Source organism: Alteromonas sp. 76-1, assembly GCF_900654235.1.
Lineage (GTDB): Bacteria > Pseudomonadota > Gammaproteobacteria > Enterobacterales > Alteromonadaceae > Alteromonas > Alteromonas naphthalenivorans.
Window position 1 is genome coordinate 1,000,068 of the sequence record NZ_LR136958.1, and the last position, 17,555, is coordinate 1,017,622.

Genomic DNA, 17,555 nt, shown 5'->3' on the forward strand with positions numbered 1-17,555 from the left:
AATGTTAATACCCTTGGCTTATAGTCAGGATGCTCATTAGTCTGGCGCTTGATTTACCAATACGTCTTGAAAGAAATTCGATAAGTTCACGTTGAAATCATCGGGCCGCACGCCCGAAACAATTTCATCATCATTATCACTTAAATCTAACCGAGTAATATCATCATATTGCTGGGATGAAACGCTATAAAATGTCATCACGATGGGGCTCATCGTACTAAGTGGGTTTTGCTGGCTGACAATGGCAAGTTTCCCACTTTTTAGCCTAACAATTGAGCCTACAGGGTGCACTCCCATGCATGTGACAAACTGGTTAACCAAGGTTTGATCGAGTCTGTTATCTTCGGTGAGTCGTTTGAGGGCCTGGGTGGGGCTAATACTTTCTTTGTGGGGACGGTTGGACACCATAGCATCGTAGGTATCAATAATGCCTGCAATGCGCGCAAATTCGGAAATTTCCATTTCTTTGAGTGCTTTAGGGTAGCCACTGCCGTCTATGCGTTCGTGATGTTGCGCAATAATTGATAACACTAAATCCGAAATATCCCCGCATTGCTCCACAAGCTCAACACCAATATCAACGTGGGTTTTCATCACTTCCCAATCTGCTGCTGACAAATCTTGAACACTGTTATGAACATCCATCGGTATGGACGACATGCCCACATCCATTAACAATGCCCCTAGACTCGCTTGATCTATGGTTTCTCTGTCGTAGCCAAGAAACTGGGTAAACATACCCATTAAAATACTACAGTTGATGGAGTGTTCTAGCAGGTAAGCGTTATTGTTTTTTATCAGAGTTAAGCAGGATAGGGCGTCCTTGTTATCAAATATGCTATCGATAAGGCTCTGGGCTAGTTCTTTTACTAATTTCAAGTCGTTTACCGCACCACGATTAAGTGCAGATAAAAAGCCGTTTTGTATATTTACCGCATCAAAGTAAAGCCCATTCGCTTCTTTCATTGCGTTTCGTGTAAGGCTAGTAGTCGCTGGCGACGGCTCTTCTCTTACCTTAGTAGGCGCTTGAACGATTGTTTCTGATGTGGGATGGGGAGCTGAGTCGGTTGCTGGTTCGTGATTGGGGGACTTGTCGAAGTCTACTTGAACAATCTGTATCCCGCGAGATTTTAAGGTATTGATTACCGTTTGGTGTTTTACAAGACCCTTTGAACGCATCCGTAAGCTGCCAGTTTGTTTAAGTACTTGGTTGATGTACATCCCCGGTTTGAGATCATCAATAGGTACTGCTTTCAGCATAAAGACTCCATTCAATTTTATGAGCGATGTTAATTACTTACTAAAGTTAGGCGAAGTACGAGTACTTCGCCATCACTACGGCGCAAAATCCCACTGAATGATACTAAAGTTTAAACCTTGCGTTTAAGCGCTAGTATTTTACAGCCAGTATTTAAATCCAAGCAGGTTGCTTAGCTTCGTAAGCCGAAATTTTGTCGGTAAGCTCAAGCGTTTGGCCAATTGCATCTAACCCTTTTAGCAAGTTAGTTTTATGGTGATCCGCAATGTCGAAGCTAAAGCTTGTCTCGCCAAAAGATACAGTTTGCTCTGGCAAATTAACCGTAATTTCTAACGCTGGATTGGCTTCTACTGCTGCAAATAACGTGTCCATTTCACTGCTGGCAAGCGCAACAGGTAATAATTGGTTGTTAATGCAGTTGCCATAAAAAATATCAGCATAGCTGGTGGCAATAATGGTCTTAAAACCAAAATCGTTCAGCGACCATGGCGCATGTTCACGGCTAGAGCCACACCCGAAGTTTTCTCTGGTAAGTAGAATACTTGCACCGGCAAACTCAGGTTTGTTCAATGAGAACTCTGGGTTAGGCACTTTTTCTTCTAAATCCAAATAACGCCAATCGTGGAACAAGTGCTTTCCATAGCCCGCACGAGTTACACCAGTTAGAAACTGCTTAGGAATAATTTGGTCGGTATCTACGTTAGCTTGGTCTAACGGTACCGCTGTACCTGTATGCGCGGTAAAACCTTGTGTTGAATCAGACATGGGTTACTCCTGAAAATCTCTAACATCGGCGAAATGGCCAGAAATAGCGGCTGCTGCTGCCATCGCTGGGCTAACCAAATGGGTGCGTGCACCACGACCCTGACGGCCTTCAAAGTTTCGGTTACTGGTTGATGCGCAGCGATCGCCAGCCACCAGTTTATCGTCGTTCATACCCAAGCACATAGAGCAGCCCGGTAAACGCCATTCAAACCCTGCATCGGTAAAGATTTTATCTAACCCTTCAGCTTCCGCTTGTTTTTTTACATGACCTGAACCCGGAACCACAATGGCGGTAACCGAATCAACCACTTTGCCATTTTTCGCAATATGCGCAGCTGCACGTAAATCTTCAATACGGCCATTAGTACAAGAACCAATAAACACATGGTTTACGGCAACATCGGCAAGCTTATCGCCTGCTGATAATCCCATATAGCCCAAGGCTTTTTTGGCGCTTTCTTTTTCGATAGGATCAGAGAAGTCATCTGGGCCCGGCACGGGTGTATCAACACCAATAACTTGGCCTGGGTTGGTACCCCAAGTAACCTGAGGTGCAATGTCAGCCGCTTCAAGTTCAACTACTGTATCGAAGCTTGCGCCTTCTTCAGTGTAAAGGGTTTTCCAATAGGCTACAGCGTCTTCCCAGTCTTGGCCCTTCGGCGCATATTCACGGCCTTTAAGGTATTCAAAAGTGGTGTCATCTGGTGCAATTAAGCCTGCTTTAGCACCGGCTTCAATGCTCATGTTACACACGGTCATGCGCTCTTCCATGGTTAAACCAGAAATCGCTTCACCCGCGTATTCAATTACGTGCCCCGTTGCGCCTGCGTGACCAATTCTGCCAATGATGGCAAGAATGATGTCTTTCGCAGTAATACCAACAGGAAGCGTACCATTTACCTTAATAAGCATGCTTTTCGCACGGCTTTGCTTAAGGGTTTGGGTGGCTAATACGTGCTCTACTTGAGACGTACCAATACCAAATGCTAGGGCACCAAATGCACCATGAGTGGCAGTGTGTGAGTCGCCACATACTACTGTCATGCCCGGTTGAATTAGGCCTAGTTCAGGGCCCATAACATGCACAATACCTTGCTTTTGGTGGCCAACAGGGTAAAGCTGAATACCGTGTTGTTCACAGTTATTCGCAAGGGTGTGAAGTTGAAGTGCGTTTTGCGGGCCGCATGCATCTATCGCTAACGAGCGAGTAGAAATACTGTGATCCATTGTACCAACAGTGCGCTCAGGGCAACGTACTTTACGGCCTTTTTCATTTAAGCCAGCAAATGCCTGAGGCGAAGTTACTTCGTGTATAAGATGGCGATCGATATAAATTAAGCTGTCTTCACCTAATTGGTCGATAATATGTGCTTGCCACACTTTGTCGTATAAGGTCTTGGCCATGGTGTTAATTACTCCTGCGCCATTAATTGTTTTACTATTTCATCACCTACTTGTGAGGTGGTAGATGCGTTCTCTCGCTTATCATCAGGAAGGAGTTCGCCTGTAAGAACCCCCGCTTCTAATGTGGCAATTACCGCTTTTTCAATAGCATCGGCAGCATCAGTGAGGTTCATGCTGAAACGCAACATCATGGCGGCAGAAAGCACTTGTGCAATCGGGTTGGCAATACCTAAACCTGCGATGTCAGGAGCAGAACCACCCGCTGGCTCGTATAAACCAAAGCCGTCTTCATTCATGCTAGCAGAAGCCAATAAGCCCATAGAGCCTGTCATCATGGCACATTCGTCAGAAACGATGTCGCCGAATAAATTAGAACACAGCATTACATCAAACTGTGCTGGGTTCTTCATGATTTGCATCGTCGCGTTATCAATGTAGATGTGGTCTAGTTCTACATCAGGGTAGTCTTTTGCCACTTCTTCAGTCACTTCACGCCATAAGCGGCTGGTCAGTAATACATTGGCTTTATCGACTGAAGTTACTTTACCGCGACGTTTCTGCGCAGCTTCAAAAGCGGCAACTGCAATACGGCGAATTTCACGTTTGCTGTAACGCATAGTGTCATAAGCGAATTCTTCTTCGCCTTCACCTTCGCGACCTTTGGGCTGGCCAAAGTAAATCCCACTGGTAAGTTCACGAACCACCAACACATCTACACCCGATTTAGCAATGTCTTCACGCAGTGGAGATAATGCTTCTAACCCAGGATAAATACGGGCAGGGCGTAGGTTACTAAATAAATCAAAGTGACTACGCAGTGTTAGTAACGCAGCGCGCTCTGGGCGCTGTTCTAACGGTAAGGTGTCCCATTTTGGGCCGCCAATACTACCAAATAAAATGGCGTCGGCTTGCTCACAACCTAACAAGGTTTTTGACGGCAGGGCTTCACCTTCAGTATCGATAGCATAACCACCTACAGGGTAGGCCGTGCGGTTAAATGCTACGTTGAATTTCTTTTCTACCGCATCTAAGACCTTGTTGGCCTCTTGCATTACTTCTGGGCCTATACCGTCTCCGGCTAATACGGCAATTGAGAACTGGCTCATTTAAACTCCTGCAACGCGTTCTTGTTGATTTTTCTGCTGGTCAATTTGATCAGCTAAATAAGTGTTGTTTAGTACGAAAATAAGGGCTTTAACACCAGCTTCAACAATATCGGTGGCAAGACCAATGCCGTGGAAACGACGCCCTTTATAAGTGGCGATTACACTTACTTGTGCTAGGGCATCGGCCCCTTCGCCTTTTGAATCTAATTTGAAGTCTACAACTTCTACATCTTCATGACCCAAGATGGCTCTAATTGCATTGTATGCAGCATCAACAGGGCCATTACCAATACTAGATTGGATAATTTCTTCTTCGCCTACTTTTAGTTTTACGGTAGCGCTTGGAATAATTTCTCTTCCTGAAGTCGCTTGAAGGTTCATCAATTGATAGTGAGCATGATCGTGCTTTTGCTTATCGAAGAACAACAAGGCTTCTAAGTCGTAATCGTAAACTTGGCCTTTCTTATCAGCCAACTTCAAGAAGGCATCGTAAACCGCTTCTAAATCGTAGTCTTCAACCTTGTAACCCAACTCTGTCAAACGATGCTTAATTACGTGGCGACCTGAGCGAGACGTTAAGTTTAGGTTGTTTTTATTAATACCTACACTTTCCGGTGTCATGATCTCATAAGTATTTTGCGCTTTTAATACGCCATCTTGGTGAATACCTGATGAGTGACTAAATGCGTTCGCACCTACAATGGCTTTATTTGCCTGAACTGGCATGTTGCACAATTGGCTAACCAACTTAGACGTACGCGAAATTTCTTGCGAATTAATGTTGGTGTTAATACCCAACATGGCTTGACGGGTTTGCAAAATCATCGCAATTTCTTCAAGGGACGCATTACCCGCGCGTTCACCAATACCGTTAATAGTACATTCAACCTGACGCGCACCTTGCTCTACCGCGGCTAATGAGTTCGCTACTGCTAAGCCTAAATCGTTGTGGCAATGCACAGAGATAATCGCTTTATCGATATTTGGAACGCGGTTAAACAATTGCTGAATAATGCCGCCAAATTCTGTTGGCGTAGTGTAGCCGACAGTGTCTGGAATATTCACCGTGGTAGCACCGGCATTGATGGCGGCTTCTACCATACGGCATAAATAGTCTATGTGAGTACGGCCAGCATCTTCACACGAAAATTCAACGTCATCAGTGTATTTGCGAGCATGTTTAACTGCCGCTACCGCCATATCTACTACTTCATCGTGAGATTTACGTAGCTTTGCGCCAACGTGAATTTCTGATGTAGCAATGAAGGTGTGAATTCTAAATTGCTCAGCCACACCAAGGGCTTGACCACACGCATCAATATCTTTAGCTAATGCGCGTGATAATCCACATATAACGGAATTTTTAACTTCTTTTGCAATCATTTGTACCGAGCGGAAATCGCCAGGCGATGAAACAGGAAAACCTGCTTCAATGATATCAACACCTAAACGTTCGAGTGCTAGAGCGATCTGCAGCTTTTCTTTGGCACTTAAGCTTGCAGGTAAGGCCTGCTCACCGTCTCGCAATGTGGTATCAAAGATTTTCACTTGATTTGTCATAACGCTCTCTCGTTTATAAAAGTTAAAAAAAAACCCGTGCTAAGCACGGGTTTCTGTGTAATTAATCGCTGGTCGCAATCTACCCGTGCAGTCTTGCTGCCATAAGGAGTAGAGTTAGAAGAAAGCGATTGCGCATCATTTGCGTATTTTCTTTGCCGACCAGTTGATAGCGACAATGTACCCATCCGCGCCTTTAAGGTCAACCTTTGATTCTAATAATGCGTATAAATTTTGGTTATAAATAATGGTTTTTTGAAAATAGGGTGATTATCCTATTTTTCGATGTTATTTAACGCTTTCATTTCAGCTGCTTCAAATCCAGTGGGTAAAAAGCTAGTCGTTAGGATGTATATACTAATTTCATCAAATTGGTGGCGTGCTGGTATTGCCTATTTAATTTGCCAAATTGCGATGGAATAGCGAAATTTGCTGCTTAACCAAGGCGTATTGTTTTAGTGATTTTGATAGGGTAAATCACCTACTATCTTCTTGAGAGCAAAATGATGAAGCGCGCTATTTTTTCTTTAGGTTATTCGTTTCTTATCTTCACGTTTTCAACCATTGTTTTTGCAAAACCCTTTTCGAAAAATCTCACCGAATTCGAGTACCCTTTTGATGTTCATACTTTGACATTTGAATCTCAAGGGCAGGGATTGAACATGGCATACATGTACTTGCCGGCAGAAGAAGGGCAACCAACAGTACTGTTGTTGCATGGTAAGAACTTTGCCAGTAGTTATTGGGAAACGACAGCTAATTGGCTACACAATCAAGGATATGGGGTGGTTATTCCTGACCAAATTGGCTTTGGCAAATCAGATAAGCCGGTTAATTATCAATACAGCTTTGCAGCATTAGCGAATAATACCAAATATTTGCTCACCTCTTTGAATCTAGACGATGTGATTGTGACTGGTCATTCAATGGGCGGCATGGTGGCATCGCGATTTGCGCTGCTTTTCCCTGAAATGACGAGCAAATTGATATTAATCAACCCTATAGGGTTAGAGAATTACCTGCATTATGTTGAGTACAAAGATGTCGCGTTTTTTTATAACAATGAATTGAAAAAAACGCCTGAAAATATAATTAGTTATCAAAAGAAAAACTACTACGATGGCGATTGGAATAGTACTTATGCGAAACACGCAAGTTTCTTAACGGGTTGGATTGAAGGTGATGATTGGCCTCAGCTAGCCAAAGTGAGTGCGTTAACCTACGACATGATATTTACTCAACCGGTTATCGAAGAATTCGATAATTTCCAAATACCGGTCACCTTAATTTTAGGTACACGGGATAGAACCGGACCGGGACGAGGTTGGAAAAAAGAAGGCGTTACGCGAGAGTTAGGTCGTTACGATAAACTGGGCGCTGAAGTAAAAGCTCGCAACAATGCCATAACGGTGAAAGAGCTTGACGGTTTGGGGCACTTACCACACATTGAAGCCTTTTCTCGCTTTATAAAACGCTACGAAGAAGCGTTAGATTAAATACCGACGCTATGCAGGGAAGTTTGTATTAAGGTAATCATCGCGTTTTTGTTGTTCTTAAAGCCTGCCATAGGTGTGCCTAAGATAAGAACTCGGCTTAACCTTTCAGGGTGAAGTTTTTCCAGTTTATGTGAGTAGACAGACGCATTTCTCGCAATGAAAGCGCTCGAGGTGCCCCCTTCGATTTATGTCGCCACATATGCCCGCTGCACGCCGATGCCATAATTGCCGTCGTAGGTTTCAGAAGCTGTCGTTTTAATACCGCATTTGCATCGGTGATGCAGGGAGCGTCTTCTTCTGTGTTGTACTGACTTGTTTCAACCTCACTATGCGCCACCTCGCCGTCAAGAGAAAACCATCCGTGTTTATTAGTATGAAGCGTGTTTGTGATGTGCTTCACACTATCGATTGAGTCGAGCTCTATATGCATGCCTTCTAGCGTAGTTATGCATATTGGTACAACCAAACCGTAATCTGCATATTCCCTATACCACTGATATTTCTTATCAATAGCTTGGCTGATCCCAGGGCACTTTCCAGGTTGCTTGATGAACCAACTTCCATTGTGGGGATCAATATCTAGCGGTGAGTTATTGTCAATGAGGTATCGCGCCACACTTCGAATATGATGAGGCAGGCCGGCTAATCGGCGGCGCAATATCGACACATTGGCTGGGCCCTTGTGCGCGATAAGCAAAAGCTCTCTTTCGTATAACGCAGTACAAATTTCAGTGAACTGTGGTTGTGCACCACCGAGCTCGCCTGAATTGCTAAAAAAGCCTGATTGTGAAGAAGGCGCTTTGCCGTCTGATGTCATAATGCTTAGGTGACTATAAGTAAGATGCTGCGATGGGGTTACGGTAACAGGAATTTTAAATGGTATCCAGATAGCGTTATCTGGTTGTGTTGTATAGCCCAATTATATGGCCTTGCTATCTACATTACTCTGAGTGGCGAGTAGCGATGATGGACGCTACTCGCTTACAAAAAGTTTGTTAGGTGTTACCGGGGTAACACTCCAAAATTGACATGTTAGCATCTGATTCGTAGTGAAATTCAGAAATACCTGCCGGGCAGAAAAAGCGATCCCAACATTCCAATTCAGTTACTTCATCGCCAATACGCAAGGTGCCTGAACCTTGAGTAACCACGCCGTAGAAAAAAGCACTTTCATTGCGTGTAAATGTGCCTTTCACAGAGGCTCTTCGAATAGTAAAACAAGCCGTTTTGTCTGCGCCAATTAATTCTTCAAGGGTGTTACCTTGAGCGTCTGAAGACATAATTCGCGGCGGACAACGAAACTCCTCGTCCACTTTTTCTGGTGGAATAGGTTCGAAATTAAATACATCTAGGGCTGTTTCTATGTCTCGGCCCATAAATCGTGCTTGCTCAGGGATGGCATAACCGCATCGCTCGAACTCGAACCTAACAGCAAGATCTGAAGGCTCCATAATTTCAAGCATTAGTATGCCTTCTCCTAGCGCATGTGGTCGACCGCCTGGTATTAAAAATACATCCCCAGGTTTTACCGGAATGCGGTCAAAGCAAGATTCAATGGCATCGATGTTTTGCGTTTCAATCCACTCTTTTAGTTGTTCGCGACTCGGCGGGCGTTGAAACCCAGCATAAATATAAGGGTCTTCAACGCTATCTCGGGTAGATAAAATCACATAGGCTTCGGTTTTTCCTCTTGGCATTCCAAGGCGTTCTTGCGCAAATTCCCTTGTAGGGTGAGCCTGAAAATGTAAGCGAGTTGAGCTGTCTAGGTATTTCACTAGTGGAATGTCGTCCATCGTTCGCTCAACATCACCATTACTGCCTAAATAATAAGGCTGGTCATCGAGTAATACATCTCGAAACGGAACTTGCTCACCGTTTTCATTAGGAACGAGGGCCAGACCTTCGGTGATATGCTCTCTACCTACATTTCTTGCCTCTACGGTAGAGCCAATCCAATCTTCAGGGAAACTAGAATCTTGCGGCGGCTCTTTGCCTTCAATAGCATCAAGTAACTTACCACCTTGGTAAGTACGCCAAACCCGGTTCGCGGTGAATTTGATTATCTTGCTCATACTGGTACTCCTGTGGTTATATCAAAAACACGTACTGTGACGAGCCTCAATACCCTGTAAAAAATGTATCTGTGGTTATTCATTTTGTTACATCCGCCCATATTAATTATAGAGAGCGTAACGTTGTCATGATGCCGTTGTAACTCATATAACTCATGACTAATGCAAAAGCGAATATAAGGACTAACAGCACATTGGTAACCGTTGAAAACTTATGTTCCTTCATGAGTGAAGCTTTATTTCCAACGTAGAAAATACTCGCGACTGTTGCAGGCAGTACGAGTGCCCCGAATGCCTGTGAACTTACCATTACTGCAATCGGCTTAGCATTAAAAATAGGGACGATTAAACCCAAACACGAGATAACTAAAGCAACAATACGGTAACTGGTGCGCTTTAAGTTTGGTTTGCGTTCAAAAAAGTCGTCGAGCAGCCACGGCAGTAGCGCCACATTTGGAAACTGAGAGGATATTCCAGCCGCTATTAACCCAATAGTAAAAATGGTAACCGCTGCGGCGCCAGCAAGGGGTTCAAGCAAATAAATCATTTGAGTAACGTTAACTAAGGTTATGCCCTCTACATATAAAGAGCCTGCCGCTGCTGCCATAATAGACATGCTAACAATAAACATGAGAAAGGCAGAAAACAAAGCATCTCGATTTTGTATTTTTGCATCAGCTAACGTCCAGCCCGCTTCTTTCACTAAAATAGTTCGTAGAATAAATAAGCCGGAGAACACCGTGGTGCCTACCATTGAGGCAATAACTAAAAAGGCACTTTTATTTGGGCCAGTATCGGGAATATTCGGGATCATACCTTGCGCGATTTCTTTGGCTGGTGGCATCAAAATAAAAAAGTTTATTAAAAAGCAGACGGCCATCACGGCAACAAAGAGCGCTAATACCTTTTCAAAAACCTCTATTTTACCGATAAGGAAAATCACATATACAAAAGCAATAAAAAACAATGAGCAGTACAAGGGGGATATACCGCCATCGACAAAGTTTTTAGACCACTCATAGCAGACATCTGCCAATATCCCCATCACCCCGATAACGCTGCCAGAGATTTGCGTGGTAAGCGCCACAATAAAGAAAAGACTTACGGCAGGGTGTATATGTTTTTTAAAAGCTTGAAGGGCAGTTAATCCCGTCGCTAAGGTAAATTTTCCAAATAAGCTAATGAGGAAAAAGGTAATAGCGCAGGAGATAAATATTGTCCAGAGTAAAGACATACCGTAATCAGCACCGGCTTTTGCCATTGATGTCACGCTACCTGTCCCAACGGTAAAACCAAACAAGAATATTCCAGGTAGGAGTAGCTTAAAAAATGTTGTAATTTTGTCCATTGTGCAACTACCGTTATTTAATAATTATAAGTAGGTTGCGAGCTTTTTCGGTTGCAAAATATGAGGTAGAAAAGCTCGCTCGAATTTTTAGACAAATGCTCTTGTCACGAGAAGGCATAGGCGCTCCGTCTGCAAATGGGTAAGTGTGCAAGCGGGACCGGCAAGGCACCTAATTCAAAAGGCTAGGGTAAATGACTAGCCCTTTGAGTTGATGCATTTATTTAGTCGCTGATAACGCTCGAATAACGCCGCGCACTTCTGCTAAGCCTTTTAAGCGCCCAATACCTGAGTATCCAGGGTTAACCGTTTTACCAATATCATCCATCATTTGATGGCCATGATCGGGGCGGATAAATATGTGTTGTTCTGGAGGAATTTGACCGTCGGGAGAACTTGCTTTACGACGTGTTTCTTCATTTAGAAGTTCATCAATGACTTTCACCATATCGATATCACTATCTAAATGACTGGCTTCATAAAATGAGCGTTGCTCCTCTTTATCTCGGCTGACACCACGTAAGTGCGAAAAGTGAATTCGAGGGCCAAACTGTTTTGCCATAGCAGGTAAGTCGTTGTCTGGTCGGCTGCTATAAGTGCCTACGCAAAGCGTAATACCATTGGACGGGCTGGGCTGAGCTTTAAATAGCAGCTCAAGATCATCGGCGGTACAAATAATACGAGGTAGCCCAAGCATATCCCTTGGGGGATCGTCCGGGTGAATAGCAAGCTTAACGCCCATTGCTTCTGCTCTAGGAAGTACTTTGGACAAAAATGCAAAGAGGTTGTCTCTTAAATCTTGCGTCGTCATGCCTTTATAGTTACCTAACATGGTACGGAATGCCTCTAGACCGTAGCTGTCGGTCATTCTGCCAGGTAAACCCGCTATAATATTATTCGTAAGCTTGGTTTTTTCTTCTTCTGACATGGCATCGAAGACGACTTTCGCTTCGCTTAGTTCTTCCTCGGTATATTCTGCTTCTGCGTTTTCGCGCTCAAGAATAAATAGGTCGAACGCAGCAAATTTCTTTTGATCGAAACGCAGGGCATACGCGCCACTAGGAAGCTTGAAATTAAGGTCGGTACGAGTCCAATCAATCACTGGCATAAAGTTATAGCAAATAGTTTTAATACCGCATTCGGCTAAATTTTCCATCGATGTTATCCAGTTATCGATGTACTTTTCATGCCCTGGACGAGCGAGTTTTATATCTTCATGAACGGGAATGCTTTCTACCACACTCCACGTCAGCGGGCTCAATCCTGCCTCGCTCGTTTCTATTAACTCTTGATGCTGTCTAATAGCATCTAGTGTCCACACATCCCCTGTAGGAATTGTATGTAACGCACTAACAATATCGGTGGCACCGGTTTGACGTATTTCTTCAATTGTTACTGGGTCGTTTGGACCAAACCATCTCCAAGATTCACGCATAAATAACTTCTCTTTGTTAATCTGTTAAAAAATCACTGACGGCTTGTTCCGCGCCCACACGATTAATGCAGTGGTAATACTCGTTTACCGAAGCCATAAAAGTGTTGTCAGTGAATAAAGAATATTTGCTAGCGCCAGCTAAATTTAGAAAGTCGTAAACATCATTGTTAGCGCCTTGTTCTATATATTGAGCAAAGTTAAGGGCAAGTGGATCGTTGAGTTGTTGTGAATCTGACGCCTTCTGCACAAAACAGACCCAAGCGGCCAAAGCGAATGCAAGATATGAACAGTCGCTTTCATTCGATAGTGCATCATCTATAGAGGGAAATAGACGCTGTTGAATTTTCTGTGAACTGTCGGTGCCTACCTGAAGTACGCCATAAGGTAAGTGACTGTTTCTAAATCGTTGAAGCACATCATCAATATAGGTTTCGCCGTTAACGTCGCTAGGTACCGAGGTAACGGGTAATACATTAAGCTTTAACGCTTGCTCAGTAAATTGCGCAAGCGGCGAGCGTAGCAGAGCTTCATGAATGTACTTGTCGCCTGCTAAATAACCTAATGCAGACAGTATGGTATGACCAGCATTCAAGAAGCGTAGTTTCACTTTCTCAAATGGCGCAATATCATTGACAAACAGTGCACCTGCTTTATCAAAAGGTGGTTTCTGTCCCGCAAAGTTATCTTCTATTATCCATTGCGTGAAAGGTTCAGCCGAGACCGGCGCGTTATCATACACCCCAGTGTCTTGGGCTACGGTATCAATAAGTGTTTGGTCTGTTGATGGTGTGACGCGGTCAACCATAGATGAACTAAATGCTACGTTTTTTTCAACCCAGGGTAATGTTTCTTTACTATGTACTCCGAGTATTAACTTGACGCCGTCTTTCAAGCGCTGACCACCCGCGTGCATGTTATCGCAACAAAGTACAGTGAGAGGAGCTGCGCTATCTTTTGCTCTTTTAATTAATGCGGCGGCTATAAAACCATAAACTGTTACTGGTATAGCCAAAGAATTAATATCGTTGACGATGTCGGGATGAGATTGGTCAATAGCTCCTTCGGCGAGGTAATACCCTTTTTCAGTGATGGTAGTGGTGACTAATTCAGTATGACTCTGTGCCAGTTTATCAATCACTGCCTGCGGGGTTTCAGGGCCCACTAATATATTTTTTATAGCGCCTATAACTCGGTACCGTGTTTCTTCACCGAGTATTGCCAAGGTATAAAGATAATCTTGCGACGCTAGATTGTCTCGCATGGTGGAAGAGCGTAGCGAGACACCGGTAATTCCCCACTGGCTTTCACCTTTATTTAATAGCGTATCGCAATAAACCGCTTGATGGGCGCGATGAAAATTTCCTGCACCAAAGTGAATAATAGCCGAAGACGTTTCGCTAAGTTCGTAATTTGGTTTTTCGACCGAGGCACATAGGTTTGCTAAAGCAGATTTATTTAACGGGTTAATTTTCATCAGTTCCACTTTAAATACGAGAAATTTAGAGGATAAGCAGAAGGGAGATGCAAGCACCACAACCGTCTTATTCGCAACATAACCTAACAACTATATTACCAATAAGGCTAATACGTTGACATTTTGTTAATGGAATCATTATGACCATTTCTAGTTTGATGTCTAGCCCACTCAGCTTAGATTAAAAAAATTACCACTACTTATTGAAAGCCTAATTACAATATAAATTAACAAATTTAATACATCATCACACTCTATCCTACTGAAATAGCGGGTTATTTGACCGAAAAAAATGTTTAGTAATAGTTTGGTTAGTTAAGGTTGTGTTAATTGGCATTACAATTTTAGTCTAATATTAGTAAAAAAGAGGTGGGTAAAGGTTGACCACAAATGCTTTTTGAACTAGTTTTGTAATCATCTTGTAAAGATCGTGTTTATTTATTAAATCAAGATGCACTAATCGTAAATTAGCAAAGTGATTTTGGATAGCCGGATGTACTTCCAAAACACTGCAAGAGGAAACACACATGGGACACAAACTATCTAAAATTACCTTAGCGATGTTATCTGCTACATCGTTAAGCTTTGCCACTTCTACACTCGCGCAAGAAGCTCAAGAAGAAGCCGAAAAAGATGTAGAAGTTATTCAGGTTTCTGGTATTCGCGCCTCGCTTGCCAGTGCACTAAATGAAAAACGTTTTACAAACAATTTAGTAGAAGTCATTGAAGCTGAAGATATTGGTAAGCTACCAGATCAAAACTTAGCCGAAGTATTAGAGAATATCACTGGTATTCAAATTACTCGGGAAGCGGGTGTTGGAACAGGTGTACAGATTCGTGGTACCGATGCGAACCGTACAGAAATTAATGGAGTTTCAACGGTAGGGTCAGGCACAGGTCGAAGCGGTATTGATTTCGAAGATGTTTCTGCTGCAATCATTGCTGGTTTGGAAGTTACTAAGTCACCAGATGCAAAAACTATTGAAGGCTCTGTTGGGGGAACAATCAACCTCAAAACTATACGTCCCCTTCAGTTAACCGAAAGATTAACCTCTATACGCGTGCAAGGTGAGAATAGTAGCCTTTCAACGGATAGCGGCTTCCAACCTAGATTATCAGCTACCTATGGTGACAACTGGGAAAACGACTACGGTAAGTTCGGTGTGGTAGTGAGTGGAAGTTACTCAGAACAAGATGTTTCTGCTTTTAGACCGCGTACAGATAGAGACAACCTCGTTGCTTCAGACAGCGGCGTTGCAAGTGCACAATCTTTTGACTTCCTACCCATTCAGTTTTTTGTCCAAGATTACGATAACTACGAGTACGAAACTAAGAACTTTGTAGGTACCTTCGAATGGCAGCCAAACGACAACACTAAATTCTTCTTCGATGCAGTTATTAACGACCAAGAGCGCTTACAAGAAAGTTCTCGTGTCCAGGCTTCAGGAGTTAGTGCATTAAACGATATATCAATACCAGATGAGTTTGAAACCGTTAACTTTGGTTCGCTAGGTGGTACCGACTTAGGTTCTATCCAAGCCGCGCTTTCTGGTGTTATTCCGGTGAATCTAGACAATGATGACGATGATCCTAACCTACGTTTATCAACCGATACAAATTCACGTGTTACAGAAAGCCAAATTTTCCGTTTGGGTGGTGAATGGCAAGGCGAAAAATGGTTTGTAAGTGCTGAAGTTGCTTCTTCATCTTCAGATACTACCACACCTAGCTTTAATACTACGCTTAACTTCATCAACCCTAATGCACCATTAGATGCTGGTGGTGGTAACGATAATAGTGTTCCGTTTCAATATGATTTGTCTGGCGGCTCTTTGGCATTTGGTATTGCCTCTGGCGCAGAGTACGCACCTACCGTTGAGCAGTTGCTAGATCCTTATAACGTTGTATTGCGTGATGTTAACATTGGAAGAGATACCACTGAGAACTCAGAAGACGCAATTCGTTTTGACTTTTCTTATTACGTAGATTCGATGATCACATCAGTAGACTTCGGTTACCGTTATAACAAGTCAACCAGTAAGCGCGATGATGTTAGTACGAGTGTGGGTTTAAGAAGTATGGAAGACAGCCCTCGCGGTGATTTATTTGCCGATCTTTTAGTGGCTGGACCTAACAACTTTAATGAGGCAGATGGTCGCGAACTTTATGTACGTGATTTCTTAATTATTAATCCAGAGCTTGTAGCGTCGGACCCTGATGGTGTTCTTAGCACATTACAACAAGCCCTAGATGAACATGGTTCGTCTGCTACATTGAATGCACCTACTTCAAGCTCATCTGGCTTCTTTGATATTGAAGAAGAAACACATGCATTGTACGCTCAAGCGAACTTTGAGTATGAAATGTTTCGCGGTAATTTTGGTGTACGTTATTTACAAACAGACGTTACCTCAGTGGGTAACTCAATAACAGTAGATGACGCAGGGAATGAATTGGTATCACAGGTAACAAATACTGGTGATTATGACTTCATACTGCCTCGCATCAATATTGTTGCTGATGTTACCGATGACGTAGTGGTTCGTTTTGGTGCGGGTAAAGATATTCGCCGCCCTGACTTCGACGACTTATCTACTTCAGTAACATTTAGCACTAGCCCGAACCCAAATGTTGCTATCGGTAACCCTGGTCTTACACCTGAAGAAGTTATTTCTTACGACATTGCTGCAGAATGGTATTTTGCAGAGGCTAGTGTATTGAGTATCGGCTACTTCCATAAGACACGTAAAGATTTGTTCGTTGACCAAATCGTTAGTGCATTCGAAGATCCGGTAACTGGCTACAGAGATTTGACTGACCCATGTGAAGGCGGTGGTGTCTTTAACCCAATCGCAGATATTAACGTATTTGGTCCAGATTTAGGTACTGGGGTTTGTGTTGGTACAGAGACTAAGATTAACGATACTGGTGAAACAACGCAAAAGGGTATCGAGATTGCAGTTCAGTACGACTTAGCTGGATTCGAAAAAGAACTTGGTTGGGCGTCAGGTTTTGGTGTGTTAGCTAACTACACTATTCAAGAGTTCTCTGGTGGTGAAGCAGTTAATACCGCAACTAGCCGAGCAGGTAACGTATTTGCAGCTACGACAGGTGTGGATGATATCGAAGTAACGGCTATTCAAGGTCTACTGAACCTATCTGAAAACGCGTATAACTTCACTTTGTACTATGAGAAGTTTGGTTTATCTGCTCGTATGCGTTACACATGGCGTGAAGCGTATCGTTCGGACGACTTTGGTAGTACTTCAAGTTTCCCATGGGGTTTCCCAGTGGTTCAAGAAGATCGCGGTCAACTTAACGCCAGTATTAACTATGACATCAACGAAGATCTAAATATTGGTCTTGAAGCGGTTAACATTACCGAATCAGAAGTTGAGCAGTCATGTGTGAACGAAGGTGCATTGCTGTGCTTCCAAGGTCTAACTGACCGCAGAATTACACTAGGTGCTAACTACCGCTTCTAAACAGCGACTAGCTTCACCAATAACGATAAATTGAAATACCCCAGCACTAGCTGGGGTATTTTTTTGTTTAAATTTAAGCTCGCTAGTGTTTGATAATCGTCATCCCTTTTAAAAGGGACATGTGTAAACGCGTTTTAAAAAGGAATTTATATAGGCGT

General features: G+C 43.2%; 12 protein-coding genes. 2 read left to right on the forward strand and 10 right to left on the reverse strand.

What is annotated here, in order from left to right; translation table 11 throughout:
* Positions 1–36: 36 nt before the first annotated feature.
* The 5 genes from ALT761_RS04190 to leuA form a co-directional block, all read right to left on the reverse strand.
* Entirely contained in the window at positions 37–1,260 is a 1,224-nt protein-coding gene (locus tag ALT761_RS04190; protein ID WP_129736794.1) for an HD-GYP domain-containing protein, read from the reverse strand.
* Positions 1,261–1,411: 151 nt separating this feature from the next.
* Entirely contained in the window at positions 1,412–2,023 is a 612-nt protein-coding gene (leuD, locus tag ALT761_RS04195; RefSeq protein ID WP_129736796.1) for a 3-isopropylmalate dehydratase small subunit, read from the reverse strand.
* A gap of 3 nt (positions 2,024–2,026) precedes the next feature.
* Positions 2,027–3,427, reverse strand: coding sequence for a 3-isopropylmalate dehydratase large subunit (gene leuC / locus ALT761_RS04200; RefSeq protein ID WP_129736798.1), 1,401 nt, complete (start codon positions 3,425–3,427; stop codon positions 2,027–2,029).
* An 8-nt stretch (positions 3,428–3,435) separates the two neighbouring features.
* A complete protein-coding gene (gene leuB, locus ALT761_RS04205; protein WP_013785249.1) occupies positions 3,436–4,533 on the reverse strand; it encodes a 3-isopropylmalate dehydrogenase in 1,098 nt (365 codons plus the stop codon).
* On the reverse strand, positions 4,534–6,093 hold the full coding sequence (gene leuA / locus ALT761_RS04210) for a 2-isopropylmalate synthase (protein WP_129736800.1): 1,560 nt from the start codon (positions 6,091–6,093) through the stop codon (positions 4,534–4,536).
* A 503-nt stretch (positions 6,094–6,596) separates the two neighbouring features.
* Here leuA and ALT761_RS04215 point away from each other — a divergent pair.
* Complete coding sequence (locus ALT761_RS04215; RefSeq protein ID WP_129740558.1) at positions 6,597–7,586, forward strand: alpha/beta fold hydrolase; 990 nt, start codon at positions 6,597–6,599, stop codon at positions 7,584–7,586.
* 97 nt (positions 7,587–7,683) lie between these two features.
* Here ALT761_RS04215 and ALT761_RS04220 read toward each other — a convergent pair whose 3' ends face one another.
* From ALT761_RS04220 to ALT761_RS04240, 5 genes are all read right to left on the reverse strand, one after another.
* Positions 7,684–8,505 carry a hypothetical protein gene (locus ALT761_RS04220; RefSeq protein ID WP_331903088.1) on the reverse strand — a complete coding sequence of 274 codons (822 nt, stop codon included), beginning with the start codon at positions 8,503–8,505 and terminating at the stop codon, positions 7,684–7,686.
* A gap of 76 nt (positions 8,506–8,581) precedes the next feature.
* A complete protein-coding gene (locus ALT761_RS04225) occupies positions 8,582–9,658 on the reverse strand; it encodes a class I mannose-6-phosphate isomerase (RefSeq protein ID WP_129736802.1) in 1,077 nt (358 codons plus the stop codon).
* Positions 9,659–9,764: 106 nt separating this feature from the next.
* Positions 9,765–11,006, reverse strand: coding sequence for an Nramp family divalent metal transporter (locus ALT761_RS04230; protein ID WP_129736804.1), 1,242 nt, complete (start codon positions 11,004–11,006; stop codon positions 9,765–9,767).
* Between the two features lie 217 nt (positions 11,007–11,223).
* Positions 11,224–12,438: a mannonate dehydratase gene (gene uxuA / locus ALT761_RS04235; RefSeq protein WP_129736806.1), complete on the reverse strand. Its 1,215-nt coding sequence runs from the start codon at positions 12,436–12,438 to the stop codon at positions 11,224–11,226.
* Between the two features lie 16 nt (positions 12,439–12,454).
* Positions 12,455–13,912, reverse strand: coding sequence for a mannitol dehydrogenase family protein (locus ALT761_RS04240; protein ID WP_129736808.1), 1,458 nt, complete (start codon positions 13,910–13,912; stop codon positions 12,455–12,457).
* A 527-nt stretch (positions 13,913–14,439) separates the two neighbouring features.
* Between ALT761_RS04240 and ALT761_RS04245 the strand changes: the two genes are divergently transcribed.
* Complete coding sequence (locus ALT761_RS04245; RefSeq protein ID WP_129736810.1) at positions 14,440–17,397, forward strand: TonB-dependent receptor; 2,958 nt, start codon at positions 14,440–14,442, stop codon at positions 17,395–17,397.
* Positions 17,398–17,555: the final 158 nt, after the last annotated feature.